24 protein-coding genes and 3 tRNA genes are annotated in these 18,991 nt (G+C 46.1%); 16 read left to right on the forward strand and 11 right to left on the reverse strand.

Going from position 1 to position 18,991, the window contains the following annotated elements; all coding sequences use genetic code 11:
• The 8 genes from NTZ10_06275 to rplU form a co-directional block, all read right to left on the reverse strand.
• Nucleotides 1–282, reverse strand: coding sequence for a hypothetical protein (locus tag NTZ10_06275; GenBank protein ID MCX5749830.1), 282 nt, complete (start codon nt 280–282; stop codon nt 1–3).
• Between the two features lie 83 nt (nt 283–365).
• Complete coding sequence (dapB, locus tag NTZ10_06280) at nt 366–1,100, reverse strand: 4-hydroxy-tetrahydrodipicolinate reductase (GenBank protein ID MCX5749831.1); 735 nt, start codon at nt 1,098–1,100, stop codon at nt 366–368.
• A gap of 11 nt (nt 1,101–1,111) precedes the next feature.
• Nucleotides 1,112–2,374 (reverse strand): pitrilysin family protein, encoded by a 1,263-nt coding sequence (locus NTZ10_06285; GenBank protein MCX5749832.1) that lies wholly within the window; start codon nt 2,372–2,374, stop codon nt 1,112–1,114.
• A gap of 38 nt (nt 2,375–2,412) precedes the next feature.
• Nucleotides 2,413–3,018: a nicotinate-nucleotide adenylyltransferase gene (nadD, locus tag NTZ10_06290; GenBank protein ID MCX5749833.1), complete on the reverse strand. Its 606-nt coding sequence runs from the start codon at nt 3,016–3,018 to the stop codon at nt 2,413–2,415.
• Nucleotides 3,015–4,265 carry a glutamate-5-semialdehyde dehydrogenase gene (locus tag NTZ10_06295; protein MCX5749834.1) on the reverse strand — a complete coding sequence of 417 codons (1,251 nt, stop codon included), beginning with the start codon at nt 4,263–4,265 and terminating at the stop codon, nt 3,015–3,017. Before NTZ10_06295 ends, nadD begins: the two co-directional genes overlap by 4 nt.
• 33 nt (nt 4,266–4,298) lie before the next feature.
• A complete protein-coding gene (gene proB, locus NTZ10_06300) occupies nt 4,299–5,093 on the reverse strand; it encodes a glutamate 5-kinase (protein ID MCX5749835.1) in 795 nt (264 codons plus the stop codon).
• A gap of 8 nt (nt 5,094–5,101) precedes the next feature.
• On the reverse strand, nt 5,102–5,344 hold the full coding sequence (rpmA, locus tag NTZ10_06305; protein MCX5749836.1) for a 50S ribosomal protein L27: 243 nt from the start codon (nt 5,342–5,344) through the stop codon (nt 5,102–5,104).
• 19 nt (nt 5,345–5,363) lie between these two features.
• On the reverse strand, nt 5,364–5,675 hold the full coding sequence (gene rplU / locus NTZ10_06310) for a 50S ribosomal protein L21 (GenBank protein MCX5749837.1): 312 nt from the start codon (nt 5,673–5,675) through the stop codon (nt 5,364–5,366).
• Nucleotides 5,676–5,788: 113 nt separating this feature from the next.
• Here rplU and infC point away from each other — a divergent pair, with 113 nt between their 5' ends.
• The 5 genes from infC (at nt 5,789) to NTZ10_06335 (ending at nt 8,379) form a co-directional block, all read left to right on the forward strand.
• Nucleotides 5,789–6,268, forward strand: a complete 480-nt coding sequence (gene infC / locus NTZ10_06315) for a translation initiation factor IF-3 (GenBank protein MCX5749838.1) — start codon at nt 5,789–5,791, stop codon at nt 6,266–6,268.
• A 55-nt stretch (nt 6,269–6,323) separates the two neighbouring features.
• On the forward strand, nt 6,324–6,530 hold the full coding sequence (rpmI, locus tag NTZ10_06320) for a 50S ribosomal protein L35 (GenBank protein ID MCX5749839.1): 207 nt from the start codon (nt 6,324–6,326) through the stop codon (nt 6,528–6,530).
• Nucleotides 6,531–6,545: 15 nt separating this feature from the next.
• Nucleotides 6,546–6,896, forward strand: coding sequence for a 50S ribosomal protein L20 (gene rplT / locus NTZ10_06325; GenBank protein ID MCX5749840.1), 351 nt, complete (start codon nt 6,546–6,548; stop codon nt 6,894–6,896).
• Nucleotide 6,897: 1 nt separating this feature from the next.
• Nucleotides 6,898–7,389 carry a bifunctional nuclease family protein gene (locus NTZ10_06330; protein MCX5749841.1) on the forward strand — a complete coding sequence of 164 codons (492 nt, stop codon included), beginning with the start codon at nt 6,898–6,900 and terminating at the stop codon, nt 7,387–7,389.
• Between the two features lie 156 nt (nt 7,390–7,545).
• Complete coding sequence (locus tag NTZ10_06335) at nt 7,546–8,379, forward strand: methyltransferase domain-containing protein (GenBank protein ID MCX5749842.1); 834 nt, start codon at nt 7,546–7,548, stop codon at nt 8,377–8,379.
• A 20-nt stretch (nt 8,380–8,399) separates the two neighbouring features.
• Here NTZ10_06335 and NTZ10_06340 read toward each other — a convergent pair.
• Together NTZ10_06340 and NTZ10_06345 are read right to left on the reverse strand one after the other, a co-directional pair.
• Nucleotides 8,400–8,471: transfer RNA gene (locus NTZ10_06340), tRNA-Val, on the reverse strand.
• Between the two features lie 36 nt (nt 8,472–8,507).
• Nucleotides 8,508–8,579: transfer RNA gene (locus tag NTZ10_06345), tRNA-Val, on the reverse strand.
• A gap of 229 nt (nt 8,580–8,808) precedes the next feature.
• Between NTZ10_06345 and NTZ10_06350 the strand changes: the two genes are divergently transcribed.
• On the forward strand, nt 8,809–9,285 hold the full coding sequence (locus NTZ10_06350; GenBank protein MCX5749843.1) for a HEAT repeat domain-containing protein: 477 nt from the start codon (nt 8,809–8,811) through the stop codon (nt 9,283–9,285).
• Nucleotides 9,286–9,363: 78 nt separating this feature from the next.
• Here NTZ10_06350 and NTZ10_06355 read toward each other — a convergent pair whose 3' ends face one another.
• Nucleotides 9,364–9,672, reverse strand: a complete 309-nt coding sequence (locus NTZ10_06355) for an RNA-binding protein (GenBank protein MCX5749844.1) — start codon at nt 9,670–9,672, stop codon at nt 9,364–9,366.
• A gap of 222 nt (nt 9,673–9,894) precedes the next feature.
• On the opposite strand from NTZ10_06355, the gene NTZ10_06360 reads away from it, so the two are divergent.
• The 10 genes from NTZ10_06360 to NTZ10_06405 all read left to right on the forward strand — a co-directional run bounded on the left by NTZ10_06360 (nt 9,895) and on the right by NTZ10_06405 (nt 18,955).
• Nucleotides 9,895–10,323 carry a GatB/YqeY domain-containing protein gene (locus NTZ10_06360; protein ID MCX5749845.1) on the forward strand — a complete coding sequence of 143 codons (429 nt, stop codon included), beginning with the start codon at nt 9,895–9,897 and terminating at the stop codon, nt 10,321–10,323.
• A gap of 14 nt (nt 10,324–10,337) precedes the next feature.
• A complete protein-coding gene (gene rlmN, locus NTZ10_06365; protein MCX5749846.1) occupies nt 10,338–11,345 on the forward strand; it encodes a 23S rRNA (adenine(2503)-C(2))-methyltransferase RlmN in 1,008 nt (335 codons plus the stop codon).
• A gap of 99 nt (nt 11,346–11,444) precedes the next feature.
• Nucleotides 11,445–11,517: transfer RNA gene (locus NTZ10_06370), tRNA-Thr, on the forward strand.
• Between the two features lie 87 nt (nt 11,518–11,604).
• Nucleotides 11,605–12,798, forward strand: a complete 1,194-nt coding sequence (tuf, locus tag NTZ10_06375) for an elongation factor Tu (protein MCX5749847.1) — start codon at nt 11,605–11,607, stop codon at nt 12,796–12,798.
• A 69-nt stretch (nt 12,799–12,867) separates the two neighbouring features.
• Entirely contained in the window at nt 12,868–14,235 is a 1,368-nt protein-coding gene (locus NTZ10_06380) for a VanW family protein (GenBank protein MCX5749848.1), read from the forward strand.
• 123 nt (nt 14,236–14,358) lie between these two features.
• Nucleotides 14,359–15,447, forward strand: a complete 1,089-nt coding sequence (gene hisC, locus NTZ10_06385) for a histidinol-phosphate transaminase (protein MCX5749849.1) — start codon at nt 14,359–14,361, stop codon at nt 15,445–15,447.
• Nucleotides 15,448–15,449: 2 nt separating this feature from the next.
• Complete coding sequence (gene gcvT, locus NTZ10_06390) at nt 15,450–16,502, forward strand: glycine cleavage system aminomethyltransferase GcvT (protein MCX5749850.1); 1,053 nt, start codon at nt 15,450–15,452, stop codon at nt 16,500–16,502.
• Nucleotides 16,503–16,528: 26 nt separating this feature from the next.
• Nucleotides 16,529–16,897: a glycine cleavage system protein GcvH gene (gene gcvH / locus NTZ10_06395; protein ID MCX5749851.1), complete on the forward strand. Its 369-nt coding sequence runs from the start codon at nt 16,529–16,531 to the stop codon at nt 16,895–16,897.
• 5 nt (nt 16,898–16,902) lie between these two features.
• Nucleotides 16,903–18,240 (forward strand): aminomethyl-transferring glycine dehydrogenase subunit GcvPA, encoded by a 1,338-nt coding sequence (gene gcvPA, locus NTZ10_06400; protein MCX5749852.1) that lies wholly within the window; start codon nt 16,903–16,905, stop codon nt 18,238–18,240.
• A complete protein-coding gene (locus NTZ10_06405; GenBank protein ID MCX5749853.1) occupies nt 18,233–18,955 on the forward strand; it encodes a UPF0280 family protein in 723 nt (240 codons plus the stop codon). Before gcvPA ends, NTZ10_06405 begins: the two co-directional genes overlap by 8 nt.
• Nucleotides 18,956–18,991 lie beyond the last annotated feature (36 nt).

An 18,991-nucleotide genomic window follows, 5' to 3' on the forward strand; every position in this document is an offset into this window, starting at 1 on the left:
CTATCTGTCTTTTGCCTGAAGCTCTCTTTTTAGCTCATTTGAAAAAGACGAATATATTTTTTCGGAAATGAATTTGCGCGCGGCAACCGGAAGTTTACCGAACACAGAATCGCCGTCAACGGCGCTCCTGGCTTCGTTGAGAAGTTTAGATATGGTCCTCTCCTGAGGACCTGTTTTATTTGAAGTTCGCATATTATTTACTTTCCCTGCTATACCAGCTGCTATCATCTTTTGTCTCTCCTTGGCGGTCAGGTGATCTTTATTTATTAAAAGGAAGGTCAACAGGCAAGCCTCCCCTTCAATTAATTATCGGACACAAAATACCGAAATTTCAGTAAAAATAGAAAATACGAGGGGATATTCTTTTACAGGATATTTTCAAGCCCGCAGACAAGCCCGTCAAGTCCCGCGACTTTTTTTACAGCAAGCATGACTCCGGGCATGAAAGATTCCCTGCTGACAGTGTCGTGCCTGATCGTGAGGGTCTGTCCAAGACCGCCAAATATCACTTCCTGGTGGGCAACAAGGCCGGGCAGTCTTACGCTGTGTATAGGAACAGATCTGCCGGAGGTTTTTTTCATCATCTCGGAAGTCTTTAAAGCAGTGCCGGAGGGCGCATCGATCTTCAGGTCATGATGAAGCTCTATTATTTCCGCCTTAGGCAAGAATTTTGAAGCTTCGACCGAGAACTTCATCATGAGTACCGCTCCGATAGCAAAGTTCGGGGCTATCAGCGCGTTGACAGAGTTTTTTTTGCATATCGATCCAATTTCTTTTATGTCCGACTCAGAAAGTCCCGTTGTGCCGATCACCGCATGAGCCTTATTTTCCAATATGGTTTTTGAGTTCATAAGAGCAGTTTTAGGGAGCGTAAAATCAATGACGACCGCGGTGCCCGTATCTTTTATCGCCTTCGCAAGGTCGCTGCCGACCGTGATATTTATTTTTCCGATCCCGGCTATCTCTCCTATATCAGAACCTACATTGACGATGTCAACAGCCCCGACAAGTTTAAGGTCGGGCTCGTTCATCACAGCTTTCACGATCTCCCGGCCCATCTTGCCGCAGGCGCCGTTAACAAGGGTTTTTATTTTGCCCATATTCCACCTCCTTATATCGAGATCTTCTTTATCGGCAGTTCTTTAAAATCACCGATGACTACCAGATTTAAATATTTATCGATAAAATGCAGGTTTGCTATCCTTATTATATCTTCCATGCTCACTGAATCTATCTTTTCAAAGATCTCGTCGATGGGAACAATTCTACCATAGTAAAACAATGATTTTCCTGTGTAATTCATACGGCTGTTACTTGTCTCAAGGGCAAGCACAAGAGACCCTTTGAGGAACTCTTTTGCTCTTGACATCTCCTCGTCCGTGATCCCGTTCTTTTTGATGCCAGAGAGTTCTTTGACCGTAAGTTCTATCACCTGCTCGAAATTCTTCGGACTTGCTCCTGCATAGATGCCAAAAAGCCCTACGTCCTTAAACCCCTGGTTAAACGAATAAACAGAATAGACCAAAGCCCTTTTTTCCCTGATCTCCTGGAACAGTCTGGAGCTCATCGAACCGCCGAGAGCGTTATCGAGTATCGCGCAGACATACCTGTCTTCATCGTTCTGTGACGAACCCTTCGTGCCGAGGATGATATGGGCTTGTTCGGTCTTTTTTACCTTGAGCTTGATATTAGAACTGATTTCGGGAATATTTTCGGTTTTAATGGATTTGTTGCCGGCAAATGAAGAAAAGATACCGTTCAATGTATCAAGTACCATCTTTTTATCTATCCGGCCGGCTACCGAGATGATCAGATTGTCGGGCGTATAAAGTTCTTTTCTATAAACCGATATCTTTTCCCTGTTAATATCTTTTACGGTCTTTTCTTCGCCTAAGATAGAATTCCCGAGGTTGTGATGGTGAAGTATCGTTGAAGCAAAGATGTCGTGTATCTGCTCGTCAGGCGTGTCCTCGTACATCTTGATCTCTTCAAGGACTACGTTCCTTTCCATGTCCAGGTCCTTTTCAAGGTAAAGGGAGTCCAGGAAAATATCGCCCAGCACATCGGCGGCGACATTGAAATATTTATCCTGCACAACGGCATAATAGACCGTATACTCTTTTCCGGTGAACGCGTTCAGCCTGCCTCCGACGCGGTCGAGTGCCTGGGCGATCTCAAAGGCCGACCTTTTTTTGGTGCCCTTGAAGGTCGTGTGTTCTATGAAATGGGATATCCCCATGACGTCTTTATTTTCCGTTATCGAGCCGGCCCCGACGGTCAGGCCTATGCTTACCGAGCGAAGGTGAGGCAACTCTTCAATAGCGACTTTGATGCCGTTCTCTAAAATATCTATATCGGCGTTTGGGATTTTCATTTTTATTGGCGCTGAAGACGTTCAGTAATCACTTCAACTTATCTATAAAGTCCCTTCTTGTTGATATATCTCAAAACCGCCTTAGGGATCATTCTATCAATATTCTTCCCCTTTTTCATTCTTTCCCTGATATCGCTTGAAGAAAGGTCCATCTTAAGTTCGAATAGTTCCACCTTGTCTTTATTGATGCTGATAGGGGGGAACTTCATTATTCTTCTGAAAGTGCGCAGCTTTGACCCCGGCCTGGTCGCTATTAAAAATTGGCAGAGTTTAAAAAGCTCCAGCGGTTTTTTCCAGCTGAGGATGCTGTTTATCGAATCAAGTCCCATAATATAGAACAATTTCGTTTCGCTTCCGAAGCGCCTCTTTAATTTTTTGAAAGTGTCAATGGCATACGAGTAACCTTTTCTATCGATCTCTATCCGTGAGACGGTGAACTTTTTGCGGCCTTTTAAGGCGAGGCGGACCATCTTCATCCTGGCCTGTTTCGGGGCAAGGTCCTTATCGCTTTTGTGCGGGGGAAAGCCTGTCGGGACAAATATTACCGTTTCAAGGCCGAATTCTTTTACCGCTTTTTTTGCGAGTGCGATGTGGCCGTTGTGGACAGGATTGAAAGTCCCGCCGAGGATGCCGACCCTTTTCAAACCCTGCACTGCCCGTTCCCTTCGACAATATATTTATAGGTTGTAAGCTCTTTCAGTCCCATCGGGCCACGCGCGTGTAGTTTTTGGGTGGAAATTCCTATTTCCGCGCCAAAACCGAACTCGCCGCCGTCAGTAAATCTTGTGGAAGCGTTCACGTACAACGCGGCTGAATCTATTTTTGATGTGAAGGCTTTTGCCTTTTCCGCATCTTTCGTAAGTATTGTTTCGCTGTGGTGCGAGCCGTATTTTGATATATGTTCTATCGCTTCATCAAGTCCGCTGACGACCTTTACCGCAAGTATCAGGTCCAGATATTCAGTGTACCAATCTTTCTCGACAGCGTTTTTTACCAATTTATCGATAGCTTTGGTCTTTTTGCATCCTCTGATCTCGACTCCCGTGGCTTTAAGGCGTTCGAGCATCTTCGGTAGAAAGACTCCGGCTATTTTTTCATCCACAAGCAGCGTTTCGATGGCATTACAAACCGAAGGACGCTGGACTTTGGCGTTGAACACGACATCCTCTGCCATTTTAAGATCGGCACTTTCCTCGACATAAGCGTGGCAGTTGCCGACCCCGGTCTCTATGACAGGGACCCTGGAATTTTCAACGACCATATTGATCAATCCTGCGCCGCCCCTGGGGATCACGCAGTCGATGTATTGCCGGAGGCCGAGAAGGTCTTTTACAGCGGACCTTTCCGTTGTTTTTATGAATTCTATCGAACTTTTTGGAAGACCGGCTGAGGACGCCGCGTCCGATATTATTTTTGCGATGCAGGAATTCGTATTTACCGCGTCACTTCCGCCGCGCAGGATGACGCAGTTGCCAGCTTTGATGCAAAGGCCGGCCGCGTCAACCGTCACGTTGGGACGGGCTTCATATATTATCGCTATCGTCCCGATCGGCACGCGGACTTTTTTTATCCTGAGGCCGTTAGGCCTGGTCCATTCTTCAATGACCTCTCCGACAGGGTCGGGAAGGCCGATCACAATATCAAGCCCTTTGCACATCTCATCGATCCTTTTTTGGTCCAGTGCGAGTCTGTCTATAAGTGCGTTTGAAAGGCCTTTTCTGATGCCGGACTTAACATCCTTTTCATTTGCCGACATGATCCCGGCGGAGTTTTCCTTAAGAGCCTCTGCCATCTTTTTCAATGCCGCGTTCTTTTTTCCGGCAGGGGCTACTGCAAGGAGCCGCGCCGCCAGAGCAGCATTTTTAGCTTTTATTTCCGTTTCTTTTTTCACAGGATCACCATATCAAGTCCCCCCGGTCTTTTTTTATTTTTTATGAGATTTTGGTATAAATAGAGTCCCGATATTTTCCCCGCTCAAGATCCTTTTTACGACATCTTTTTCTTTGCTGAGCGCAATGACCAAGGGTATCCCGGCGTTCCCCGCGATAGCTGCCGCCCTGAGCTTAGTTTGCATTCCGCCGATTCCAAATGACGAATCCGAACCTTTGGCGGCCTTTTCTACCTCTTTAGTGATCTTATTGATCTCGGAAAGGACCGTTCTGTCCTTGATGAACCCCTCCACATTGCTCAGGATAACTAAAAGGTCGGCGTCCGCAAGGTCGGCCACCAAAGCCGACAGGGTATCGTTATCTCCAAACTTTATCTCATCGACCGAAACTGTGTCGTTCTCGTTTATTATGGGGATGGCCTTGAATTTTAAAATTTGCCTGATCGTGTTCCTTGAATTTATGCGGCGCTGGAAGTTCTCGATCGCGTCCCGGGTCAAAAGCACCTGCGATACCGTGATCCCGAAAGAGGCAAAGTTTTTTTCATATTCTTTCATCAGAAGAGGTTGTCCGATGGCTGCGGCAGCCTGTTTTTCTTCAATAGTCTTAAGAGAACCTTTATGGGAAAGCTTCTGTGATCCCGCCGCGATCGCGCCGGAAGTTACCACTATAACCTTTTTGCCGAGGTCCTTTATCAGATAAGAGATCTCTTTTGAGAGTTTTTTGAAAAGCCTGGAGTCAAGCCGGCCAGTACTGTCCGTGAGCGAGCTGGTCCCTATCTTGATGACGATCAAGGCGGCATCGGATAATGTTTGGCGAGAAAAAGTTGCCATAAGAGGTGTCAGGCCGGGACTATGCTGACTTTTCTATTGCTTCCGAAAACGACCTTGCCGCCTGTAAGTGCGAAGAGAGTATCGTCTTTGCCGATGCCGACCCCTACGCCCGCCTTGAATTTGGTCCCTCTTTGCCTGAGTATGATAGAGCCCGCGTTGATGGTCTCCCCGCCGTAGGCTTTCACGCCGAGCCTCTGGCCGTTAGAGTCTCTGCCGTTACATGAAGTCCCTCCGCCTTTTTTATGTGCCATGTCTGTTCTCCTAAAATAGTCAGGTTGATATTTTTTCGACCTGAAGCCTTGTATACTTCTGACGGTGCCCGATCGTCCTGTGGTAATTGATCTTGTTCTTATATTTGAAAGAGACGACCTTTTTATCCTTTATCTCATCAAGGACTTTGCTCTCGACGGTGGCGCCTTTTACATACGGAGTGCCGATCTTTATCGCATCATCATCCGAAACGAGCAATACCTTGTCAAACGCCACGGTCTCGTCTTTTTTTAAAGCAAGAAGTTCGACATCTATTACAGATCCCGGACCGACTTTATATTGTTTATTGCCGGACTCGATTATCGCGTACATTATGATATAAATATATCAAAAAAAAATGCCCTTGTCAACGAGAGCGTATTTTGCTATAATCTCAAATAATCGGAGGCACAGACATAGCCCCAAAATATTTCTTGATAAACGAGATGATCCGAGCAAAAGAGGTCAGGGTCATTGACAGCGACGGATCCCCGCTCGGGGTCCTTCCGACACAGACAGCTATCACCACGGCGCTTGACAAGGGGTTCGATCTTATTTTGATATCGCCGGACGCAAATCCTCCAGTATGCAGGATAGCCGACATGGGGAAGATGCGTTACGAGCAGGCAAAGAAGGAAAAACAGTCGAGAAAAGGGCAGAAAGCGGGGCAGCTTAAAGAAATAACGCTTTCGATAAAGATCGGGGAGCATGATTTTCAGGTCAAGGCGGCCCGGGCAAAGGAGTTCCTGGAAAAAGGCTGCAAGGTAAAAGTATCTCTGCGGTTCCGCGGCAGGGAAGTGACGCATCCGGATATCGGAAGAAGGTTGATGGAAAGGATGGGAGATACTCTTTCAGTCGCAGGGAAAGTCGAGTCTTTGGCAAGTGCTGATGCCAGGAACATGATACTGATACTGTCCCCAAAATGATGAAGACCTGAAAAAACCCTTCAAAATGTGTTATTATTTATATTAAGGATACAAAATGCCTAAAAACAAGATTAAAACAAGAAAAGCGGCCGCAAAGAGATTCCGTTTTACGGGGACCGGAAAGATCGTAAGAAGAAAAGCCTATAAAAGGCATATCCTTGAATCCAAGACATCTAAACAGAAAAGACGGTTAAGCAAGGATATCCTGGTGTCAAAATCTGACGAGCACCGCGTGAGATCCATGCTTGCCGGCCAAAAATAAGAAAGGTCTATTTAAATGGTAAGGGTAAAAAGAGGATTCGTTGCAAGAAGAAAAAGAAAAAAAGTATTAAAGAGGGCTAAAGGCTTCAGAGGATCCCTCAGCAGGCTTTACCGGGCCGCGAAACAGGCCGTATATCACTCGCAAAGATATGCCACTGCCGACAGGCGAACAAGAAAAGGCGACTTCCGTGCGCTCTGGAACGCGAGGATAAACGCCGCGGTAAGAAAATACGGACTTTCATACAGCAGGTTCATCAACAGCTTAAAGAAGAACAAGATATTGCTTAACAGGAAGATGCTTTCCGACCTTGCCATCTTTGATCCAAAAGCCTTCTCAAAGATAGTCGATATTGTGAAGAGCAAATAGTATGATCCAGATGGAAGTCGGCGGTTTAGGATTTGACCCCAGGAACTTTTCCCCTCTGGTGCTGCTGAAAGACAAAGACGAACTCAATTTTCTCCCAATATGGATAGGGATATTTGAGGCGACGGCCATTGCGATGGAGCTTCAGGGCATCAAAGCCCCGCGGCCCATGACGCATGATCTTTTAAAGGATACCATAGATAAGTTCGGCGGCAAGATCACAAGGGTCGTCATAAACGACATCAAGGAAGGCACGTTCTATGCCACGGTCGAGATCGACACTAAAGACCAGAAAAAAATGATACTTGACGCGAGGCCGTCCGACGCGATAGCCCTTGCCGTCAGGAGCAGCTGCCCTGTTTTTGTCTCTGAAGTTGTCATGATGCAGTCAAAGCTGGTCAACGCGGAAAAAGACGCCGAGGAAACCCAGAAGTTCAAAGATTTCATCGAGAACATGAAGCCGGAAGATTTCAACCAGTATTATAAGAAAGACTAAAAAGAGCTGAAGAGCTGAAGGCTGAAGTAACCCCTCAAGATTTCCATTTGATATAATAAGAAAAGCCCCCAAGACATCCTTAAGCTGCTTTTGCAAAAACCATCGAACAATAATGAAATTCTTTGCAAATTATCACGATGATATTATTGATAACATATGCTAAACGAAACATACACCGCTAAAAATATTTGGAATCTAAGCGCAACTTCGTATCATGCATATACAAAACGCTTTCGGATGCATGCCAATATAGCAACCCGACTGATCGCAATGGCAGGATTGAGAGTTGGCGAACATGTTTTAGACTTCGGTGCTGGAACGGGAGTCGCAACCTTGAAAATCGCGGAATCCGTGGGTAATGAGGGCAGAGTCGTTGCCTATGATTTAAGTGAAAACATGCTGAAAATTGCCCAACAAGAGTGTAAGTCCCATTCCAACATAGTATTTGTTTTAGCACACTCTGATGAAATAAATGAAAAGCTTTGCAATGAAAAGTTTTCGGCTGCGATATGCAGCAATTCTTTTTTTCATATTGATTCAAAAGAAGCCTTTCTTAAAAGCCTTATGGGTCTATCCATGCCTGGATTCAGGATGACTTTTAGCCTTTATGAGACCGTTTTTCACGACCCTGAATATATCAAAGGCAGAGAACAGTCAGATGATTTTTTTTCAAATATACTTTATTGCTCCAGACAAAGAGGATTTGGAAACATGCAAAGACAAGAAAGATATCAAAGATTAGATTTTAATGCTTTATTGCGCCTTTTTGAAAAATATGGCCTAAAATTAGAGAAACCCCAAATAGAAAAAATGCAAAGACCTTTCGAAGATAGAGTTGCGTTCTTCAAGATTCCAGCAATTTTATTTGAAATTCTTCCGGGAATTCCTCTTAGCGAAGCAAGCATGATAATAAATTTAGCCTCTGCCATGACAAAGAACAGACAAGTTCAAAATAGAAGGAGTTATCTTTTTAAGGCATCAGCCATATAATAAGCGTTAGGAATTTAAAATGGGCGTGGTAGGGATCGAACCTACGACCTCATCAGTGTGAATGATGCGTTCTACCACTAAACTACACGCCCGTGACCCTTCGACTCGCTTCGCTCGCTCAGGGTAAATGGGCGCGGTAGGGATCGAACCTACGACCTCCTCGGTGTAAACGAGGCATTCTACCACTAAACTACGCGCCCACATGACAAATGACCGATAACTAAAACTGCTGACCAGTTTATTATAACATTGATAAATTACAATAAAAAAACCCGCATCGAGTGATACGGGGTTTGATCTTTTAAGACCTAATGCTAATATCTGTAAAATCGTAAAAACCGTAAAATCAGTGAAATTTACAAATAAAGCTGTCGATAACAATCTGTGAAGAATCGGTCTTCAAAAATTTAATTAAGAAAGGCAAACAACATGAGCGATGCAGCAATAGGCCCGACAAATTTAATAGACACTACGATTTCTATGAACCAAGACCTCGTCAAAGAATACCAGAAGCTCTATCAGTCGACAAATACTAGTTTAAAGGACAAGCAGACTTATAGTAATTGTATCGTCGGCGTCTCATTGAGTATCATAATTCTTAACGCTGCAAAGGCACTGAGCAGCACCAACGAAGCAATAAGGGTTCAGGCGGTCAAAAGCGTTGCAACGAAGCACAAGGACAATTATCCTGCAATCGGACTTTTATCGAAAGTACTTAGTCAAGATCCAAGCAACACGGTCCGTATTGAGGCTGTAAAAGCTATCTCGGTTATAGGCGGACGTGATGCCGAACAAATACTTGTTGACAATCTCAGAAAACAGTCCGCCGCTGTTCGTAAGGAAATTGTTAATGCTCTGAAGGAAGTCGTGGAGACCAATGATAAGGCGCTGCGAGATTTGCGTTAAAAACACAATCTCTTGTAAACAATAAAAAAACCCCGCATCGAGTGATACGGGGTTTGATTTTTTAAGGCCTAGTACTGATTAGTACGCGTTGAAGCCTCTGTTGCCTCTGCCTTCGCGTCTTCCGCCTCCGCCGCTGCCTTCTGACTTCGGCTTGGCTTCGTTGATGGTAAGCTCTCTGTCGCCCCATTTGTAGCCGGTCAATCCTTCGATGGCTTTCTGGGCGTCAGCGTCTTCCATGTCAACAAAACCGAATCCTCTGGATTTTCCAGAGAACTTGTCGGTGACAACCCTTGCAGATATCACGTTACCGAACTGGGAGAATTTCTCCTGAAGATCGGCATCGGCTACTGACCAGGGAAGGTTCCCGACAAATATCGTCTTTGCCATATTGGACTCCTGACATATTTTTCTGTTGCTTAATGGCGTTTTCAAAAGGACACAGCAGCTTATTTGACAGCCGGCCTGAAAAAATAACCAGATCTACAGTCTATCCGGTTACATGTCAAAAAAACATCTTACCATTAAACCTCGACCTTTGACATAATTATTATACCATAACCTTACCCTGTCAATAGGGCTTTTGCCTATTTATAATGTTATAATAATAATATGTTTGAGAGAATAAATAAAAATATGGCCGCTGCGATGAAGGCAAAAGATACTGTCCGCCTCGAGACGCTCAGGATGATGAAGTCAAAGATACTGAACGTAAATGCGAGAGGCGACCTTCCCGAAAAAGACATCGCCAGGATCCTGCAGAATTACGTAAAAAGCCTTAAAGAATCTGTCGAAATAATGGTGCAGCACGGGAAGACGGAGGATGCGGGGAAAGTAAAAACGGAAATAGCCATAATCGAGGAATACCTTCCGCGGATGCTTACTGAAGAAGAGACAAAGAATCTCGTAAAAGAGACCATTTCAGTCCTTGGCGCGACAAGCATCAAAGAGATCGGCCGCGTTATGAAAGAGATAACCGGCAAGCGGTCGGATGTCGACGGCTCGCTGGTCAAAAAACTCGTTTCGGAGATCCTACAATAGAAAACAAAACTCTCCTGCCGGACATGGACCCGAAAGAACTCCGGCAATACATCATTTCGCTTGAGATAGAGCCTTTCAGGGCCGGCCAAATATCGTCATGGATATATAAAAAAGGCGTCCTGTCATTTACAATGATGACCGATATCCCCGCTTCACTCAGAGAAAAGCTGGCAAAGACCGCAAAGATCGAAATGCTTTCGTTAAAAGAGAAGACAAGATCTTCCGACAGAGGGGCAACAAAATACCTGTTTACCACGGATGACGGCCTGGGGATTGAAACGGTCAAGATCAAGGACAGGGACAGGACAACGGTCTGCGTCTCTTCGCAGGTCGGATGCCCCATGCGTTGCGCGTTCTGCGCGACGGGGAAGAACAAATTCAAAAGGAACCTCTCGGCAGGAGAAATAATATACCAGGTGCTGTATTTCACCGGTGAAGAAAAAGAAACCATCACTAATGTCGTGTTCATGGGGATGGGGGAGCCCCTGCTTAATTACAATAACGTGCTGAAAGCGGTCAGGATAATGAATTCAAAGGATGCGATGAACATGGGGATCAGAAGGATGACAATTTCTACCTGCGGCCTTCCTGAGAAGATAAAGAGACTGGCCAGAGAAGGCCTTGACGTCAACCTTTCCGTGTCTCTTAATGCCGCTTCCGAAGCGATAAGATCAAAATTGATGCCGGTCAACAGGGATCATCCTATCCGTGAGCTGATAAGTGCGGTCAAATATTACACGCAGATGACGGGGCGAAGGGTGACCTTTGATTATGTGATGATAAAAGAGGAGAACGATTCTATCAAGGATGCAAAAGATCTTGCCGCATTGCTGGAAGGCATGTTATGTCATGTAAATCTGATCCTCTTCAACAAGGTCAAGGACTCTTCGTTTTTGTGCTCTTCAAAAGAAAGGATAGAACTATTCCTGCAAATATTGGCGCATCACGGAGTTAATGCTACAATCAGAAATAGCAGAGGCTCTGACATAAGGGCCGCGTGCGGACAACTGGCAGGGAAATGACTAATGACTAATTTTTAATGACTAATTAAGGAATGATATAATAATTCTTCCTTCATTCATTAGACATTAGTCATTAGTAATTAGTCATTTTTTTAGCCAGCCCGTGTAGCTCAGTTGGTAGAGCACGTCCTTGGTAAGGACGAGGTCATCGGTTCGATCCCGATCGCGGGCTTATGGTGAACACTGTCGCTATTGACGGAAAAATCACAGTATATTATAATGAGATTTATCATAAAGAAAGATTGAGGAGGATATAATTATGGCAAGAGAAAAGTTCGAGAGAAAAAAGCCGCACGTAAATGTCGGGACGATAGGACACGTCGACCACGGGAAGACGACGCTGACTTCAGCGATCACAAAGGTGCTGGCCGCCAAAGGCATGGCGAAAGCAAAAGCCTTTGACGAGATCGACAGTGCTCCCGAGGAAAAAGCAAGAGGTATCACGATCGCCATCGCTCACGTCGAATATGAGACCGAAAAAAGACACTATGCGCATATCGATTGCCCGGGCCACGCCGACTATGTAAAGAACATGGTGATCGGCGCTGCGCAGATGGATGGCGCGATACTGGTAGTCAGCGCGGCTGACGGGCCTATGCCTCAGACAAGAGAGCATATCCTTCTTGCAAGACAGGTGAATGTGCCGAAGATCGTCGTTTTTCTGAACAAGGTTGATATGGTAGATGATCCTGAATTGATCGACCTTGTCGAAGCGGAGCTCAGGGACCTTTTGAAAAAATATGAGTTCCCAGGAGACGAAATGCCCATCATAAGAGGTTCCGCTCTCAAAGCGATGGAAAGCGGAGACCCCAACTCCCCTGACACAAAATGCATATTCGAACTGATGGACGCCCTTGACAACTACATCCCTGAGCCGAAAAGGGAACTGGACAAACCGTTCCTGATGCCTATCGAGGATGTGTTCAGCATCACGGGAAGGGGTACAGTGGGGACCGGAAGGATCACAAGAGGTAAAGTAAAAGTCGGGGAGGAAGTAGATATCATCGGTTTCGGCAGCCATAAAAAATGTGTCGTGACCGGCGTAGAAATGTTCAGGAAGACGCTTGATGAAGGGATCGCGGGCGACAACGTCGGACTTCTCTTGAGAGGTGTTGAAAAAGAAGATATTCAGAGAGGCCAGGTGCTTGCAAAACCCGGATCGATCAAGCCGCATACAAAATTTGAAGCTCAAGTACTTGTTTTGACAAAGGAAGAAGGCGGCCGCCACACTCCGTTCTTCCCGGGATACAGGCCCCAGTTCTATATCGGTACGACTGACGTTACCGGAGCGATCAAACTGCCTGATAAGGTAGAGATGGTCATGCCCGGAGATAATATTACGATGACGGTGGAGCTCATCCAAGAGGTCGCTATAGAAGAACAGTTCAGGTTCGCTATCCGCGAAGGCGGGCACACTGTAGGTGCGGGAGTCGTTTCAAAGATCATTGAATAAGACCGTTTTTAATCTCATGAAGATCAAAAAGCCCCAACCAGTTTGGGGCTTTTTATTAGGACCGGACCCATGAAAAGATCATCGATCGTTATTATTATCATAGTCGCGGTACTCGCGGCCGTGCTGGGCGCATATATAGGAGACCGCTATTATTACAGTGAAAAGATCCTGCCAGGCTATCATATAGGCAGGATCGATATCGGAGGCAAGACCAGGGAGCAAGCAGTCGACATGCTCAAAAACATCCCCGCAGACGATGTTGCAGGCGCCAATTTATTTTTGATCTATGACGACGGAAAAAAGATCACAAGGTTCGAGTTCAAGCCGTCTCAGGCAGGGATAGCGTTGCTTGCGGATGAAAGCGTTGGCGATGCCGTTTATCTGTCGCATAAATTCGGCTACCTGCAGCAGCTTTATATAAGGCTGAGTAAAAAGCAAAAGACCGTCCGGCCAAGGTTCAGGATAGCGGACGAGGCGACCGCGGATTCGTTGATAGGGCAGATCGCTGCCTATATAGACCATGATCCCGAGGATGCGAGGTTTGCCGTAACGTTGACGACTTTTGAAGGGGACAGTAAATACAAGATATTCCTCAACGAAGGCAGGATAGGGAAAACGGTATTGATCGGTGAGACAAAAGACCTTTTAAGGAAAACGCTTGAAGAAGGAAATACTGCTTCAATGCTTGTGGTGGCGATACACCCGCCAAAGGTCTCAGCGCAGATGTTAAAAAATATTCCGGACCCGCACGTGATAGGAAGGTACACTACTTACTACGGCACGCACGATTCACCCAACAGGATACACAACATCTATCTTGTGGCTTCGTTCGTTGATAACACGTTTTTATCGTCCGGAGAAATATTTTCGCTGTTAAAGCCTATTGGAGAATTCACGGGGGAGCGGGGTTTCAGGGAAGCTTATGTGATAATGGGTGACGAACTTGTCCCGCAGTACGGCGGAGGTACCTGCCAGATAGCCACAACGCTTTACAATTCTGTCATGATGGCGGATCTTGATGTAAAGAACAGGGTCAATCACGGCATGTATTTTTCTATATATCCGCTTGGAAGGGACGCGACAGTCTATCCTCCTTATACGGATTTTAAGTTCCGCAACAACACCGGATATCCGATAGTGATCCAGGCCCTGCCGTTTAAAAAAGGCCTTACTTTCAGGATCATAGGACACCCCACCGGAAAGAGCGTGAGTTTTTCGTACCCGGCGTTGAAGTACAGGTACACGACCGTCTCTACGACAGAAGGGGGATCAGGCGCGCGTGTCGAAAAAAAGATAAGGACATCGGCTTTTTCCGCAGAAGTAGTAAGGACGGTCAAAAAGGACGGGAAGATAATAAAACAGGAAACAATATATAGTTTTTACAAGCTCCACGGAGACAGGCAGAAGGTCAAGATAAGAAGAAGAGAGTCAAGATAACCGCCTATAAAAGAAATGACTAATGACTAATGTCTAATGAAGGAAAGATTATTGTGTTTTTCCTTAATTAGTCATTAAGAATTAGTCATTAGTCATTTCCCCTGCCTATGATATAATTTATCTATGACAGATGACCTTCCGAGAGCTGCCATCGAAAAACTCCCTGTTTATATGCCGGGAAAGCAGGTGGAAGATGTAGTGAAGGAATTCGGCATCAAGGAAGTCGTCAAGCTTGCCTCCAACGAAAACCCCTTCGGCCCCTCACCAAAAGCGGTCGAGTCGATAATAAAGAATTTAAATTCCATCTCGGTATATCCTGACCAGCATCACAGCCTGCTTCGCGAGAACCTTGCAAAGAAATGGGAACTTTCAAAGGATAATTTCATCGTCGGCAACGGTTCCGATGAGATAATGCTCCTTCTCGCCCAGGTATTTTTAAGCGCGGGGGATGAGGTCGTTGTCTCAAGGAATACTTTCAGCGTATACGAATTTGTTTCAGAGATAATGGATGCCGAACTGGTCTTTGTCGATCTGTTAAACAATGCTTATGACCTTGAAGCGGTAAAAAGGGCCGTGACGGAAAAAACAAAACTGATATTTCTATGCAATCCAAACAACCCCACAGGCACATATTTCAACAAAAAACAGCTGGCGGACCTTGTGAAAGGCCTGCCGAAGAACGTTATCACGGTGATCGATGAAGCGTATGCTGATTTTGCCGACAGCGATGATTTTCCGGCAGGCACGGACCTGATAAAAGAAGGCAAAAATATTGTGGTGCTGCGGACTTTTTCAAAGGTCTACGGGCTCGCGGGCCTGCGCGTCGGATACGGGATAGCAAGACCGCAGATAATAAAATATCTTTTTATGGCCAAGCTCCCTTTCAACGTGAACAGGCTCGCGCTTATAGCGGCAGGCGCGGCCCTTGAAGACGGAGAATTTATCGAGCAGACGCTTGCGAACAACCGGGAAGGCAAAGCGTTCATAAGCGGGGAATTGAAAAAAATGGGGCTGAAACATCTTAAATCCCAGGCGAATTTCATTTTCATAGACCTCGGCAGGGATTCCGGTCCCGTATTCATGGACATGATGAGGCACGGAGTGATAATCAGGCCTCTTGCGTCTTTCGGTTTTCCCAAAGCCATACGGGTTAGCATCGGAACGATGCGCCAGAACGAGAGATTTATCGAAGCTTTGAAGAAAGTCATCTGACAATGCCGGAAAAGACCCCGCTTTACGAGACCCATATTTCAGGCGGCGCAAGGATCGTTGAGTTTGCCGGCTGGCTGCTTCCAGTCCAGTACGGCGGGATAATCGAAGAACATAAGGCCGTCAGGAACACTTGCGGGATGTTCGATATCGGACATATGGGGCAGATCGAGGTCCCTGATCTTGACGCTGTTCAAAAACTGACCACGAATGATGCCTCAAAACTTGAAAAAGGTTCCGGCCAATATTCGTTCGTCTGCAATGAGAGCGGCGGGATAATCGACGACCTTCTTGTCTACAGACTTGAAAACAGCTTCCTGGTGATCTCCAACGGCATAAATGCCCGAGCAGTCTTTGAACTGTTCAAGACAGTTTCACCTTCGACAAAATTACTTTACGACAAAAACACAATGCTTGCCGTGCAGGGGCCGGATGCGATCTGTAAACTTCAAAAAGATTGCGATATCGATCTTTTATCGTTAAAGCACAGGCAGATCGCCGGATGTAGGATCTTCGGCATCAAATGCACCGTCTCAAGATCAGGTTATACCGGAGAGGACGGGGCGGAGATAATATTAGACAATAATGATGCAAAAAAATTATGGAAATCACTATTAGATGAAAATATGATGCCGTGCGGTCTCGGATCGCGAGACACATTAAGGATAGAAGCCAGCCTTCCCCTTTACGGGCATGAACTTAGCCAAGAGATCACCCCGGTGGATGCGGGATATTTTAAAACGGTCAAATACGATAAAGGGAATTTTACCGGCAAAAGCGCCCTTCAGAGTAAAAAAGAAAAAGGTCCGGATATGAAATTAATAGGTTTCGAAGTATCGGAAAGAGCAATACCAAGGCAGGGCTATAAGATATTTGAAGGTGAGAATGAGATAGGATGCGTGACGAGCGGGACTTTTTCTCCGACACTGGGAAGGCCGATCGGAATGGGATATTTAAAGCAAATCCAAAAGGGGGGACAATATTATATTGAAATTAGGGGAAGGAAATATCCCGCAAAAGAGGTCGGGATGCCTTTTTATAGAAGGAAAAAGGCGTGATAGAATAGAAAGGGAGTAAAACAAAAATGTATCCGGAAAATTTAAAATATACAAAAGACCATGAATGGATCGATCTGGACGGAAAGACCGGGGTCACGGACCACGCGCAGAAAGAACTTGGGGATGTGGTCTTTGTCGAGCTTCCTAAAGCAGGAAGCGATTTAAAGCAGGGCCAGGAACTTTGCGTCCTCGAGTCGGTGAAAGCCGTCTCGAACGTGTACTCCCCGGTATCGGGTAAAGTCATAAAGATAAACGGGGAACTTTCAAACAGCCCCGAATTGATCAACCGATCGCCTTATGAAGAGGGCTGGATCGCGGCGATAGAAATAAAAGATAAAAAAGAGCTTGACAGCCTGATGAGCGCTTCGGAGTATAAAAAACTTATCGGGGAATAAAACCCATGAATTACATCCCAAACACCGACGAAGACCGGAAAAAAATGTTTTCTTCGATAGGTATATCGTCAATCGAAGAACTTTTCGATGATATCCCGCTTTCCGCAAGAGAAAAACAGACCGTTGTGCTTCCTAAGCCGATGCCTGAGATCGAACTTAGAGGCCACATGCGGGAACAGAGCGAAAAGAATTCAAATGTCAGGGGAAAAATATCGTTTTTAGGGGCCGGAGCTTACGATCACTATATCCCGTCAGTTGTCAAAGCGATAGTTTCACGCTCCGAGTTCTATACGGCGTATACTCCGTATCAGCCCGAGATAAGCCAGGGCCTGCTCCAGGCGATCTATGAATACCAGTCGATGATCTGCGGCCTTACGGGAATGGGCGCGGCCAATGCTTCGCTCTACGACGGTGCAACGGCGATAGCCGAAGCGGCGTTCTTAGCGGTAAATCATACAAAAAGAAAAGAAATAATCATCTCAAAGACGGTAAACCCGCTTTACCGCCGGGTCCTTGAAACATACTGTGACGGTGCGGATCTCAAAGTGAACGTGATCGACTTTGAAAACGGAACGACCAATATCGAAAAATTGAAAAACGCTGTCAATGACAGGACAGCCTGTGTCATCGTCCAGCACCCTAATTTTTTCGGATGCCTGGAAGATGTCTTTGAGACAGAGAAGATTACACACAAGAGCGGAGCTTTGCTGGCGGTCAGTGTTGATCCGATATCTCTGGGGGTACTGAAACCGCCGTCGGAGTACGGAGCTGATATAGTCACCGGCGAAGGCCAGTGTATGGGAAGCCCTTTAAATTTCGGAGGGCCTTATCTCGGTGTTTTCGCGGTAAAAAAAGAACTGATAAGACTTCTGCCCGGCAGGATCGTCGGTATGACAGAGGATCATGACGGCAAAAGAGGGTTTGTTTTGACGCTTCAGACGAGAGAACAGCACATAAGAAGGGAAAAGGCGACCTCGAACATTTGCAGCAACGAAGCCCTGGCCGCGCTCGCGGCAGCCGTATATTTAGCGGCGATGGGCAAAAAAGGAATAAAACTTGCCGGCCGGATATGCTTTGAAAGGGCCGGCCTGGCAAAAAAAAGGATAGCTTCACTCCCCGGATTCTCGCTCTGTCATAGCGGGCATACATTCAAGGAGTTCTGCGTGAAATATCCAAGATCCGCCGCGGAGGTCAACTATTTACTGGCGGGCAGAAGCATCACCGGCGGGCTTGATCTCGGAAAGTATTATCCGGAGATGAAAAACTCAAGCCTATTATGTTGTACAGAGAAAACATCCGAAAAGGACATTGAAAAACTTGTCCTGGCGCTGAAAGATGTATGAAGAGCGTACATACAGGGGGCTGGTAAAAAGCAAGGACCTTGTCTTGTTCGAGGTGGTCCAGGAAGAAACCGATCTTCTGATAAGCGCCGAAAAAGACATCCGGTTCAGGGCCGAAGACATCGTAAAGAAGATCAGGATAGAACTGACAAAATATATTATCAAGAACCCGGCATTTGAGACCTCTTTCGTGCCGGTAAAAGCTTCGCTAAACGCTCCTCAACTGGTCCGTTCGATGATCGACGCGTCGAAACGGTTCAACGTGGGGCCCATGGCTTCGGTCGCGGGGGCAGTTGCCGAAGCGGCCGGAAAAAAACTGCTCAGATATTCAAAACAAGTGATCGTCGAGAACGGCGGGGACATATTTATAAAAAGCTCGGAGCCGAGGACGATGCTGATATACGCCGGTAAGTCGAAGTTCTCCAATAAGATCGCTCTTGAAATAGATCCGAAAGACACTCCCCTGGGTGTCTGCACTTCGTCAGGCACGGTCGGGCATTCTTTCAGTTTCGGTTCGGCCGACGCGGTAGTTGTAATCGCAAGATCAGCCGCGACCGCGGACGCAGCAGCGACAGCCATCGGAAACCTTGTCAAAAAACAGGATGATATCGAAGAAGCCCTGAAATTCGCCAAAAAATTCGGGAAATTGAAAGGCGTATTGATAATCAAAGATGACAGGATGGGGATGTGGGGCAAGATAAAGATCAGAAGGGTTTAAGCGAGCCGTCCGACCTCAGCTTGACAACAAATACCC

The sequence above is a fragment of the Candidatus Saganbacteria bacterium genome (genome assembly GCA_026387835.1).
Lineage (GTDB): Bacteria > Margulisbacteria > WOR-1 > JAKLHX01 > JAKLHX01 > JAPLKZ01.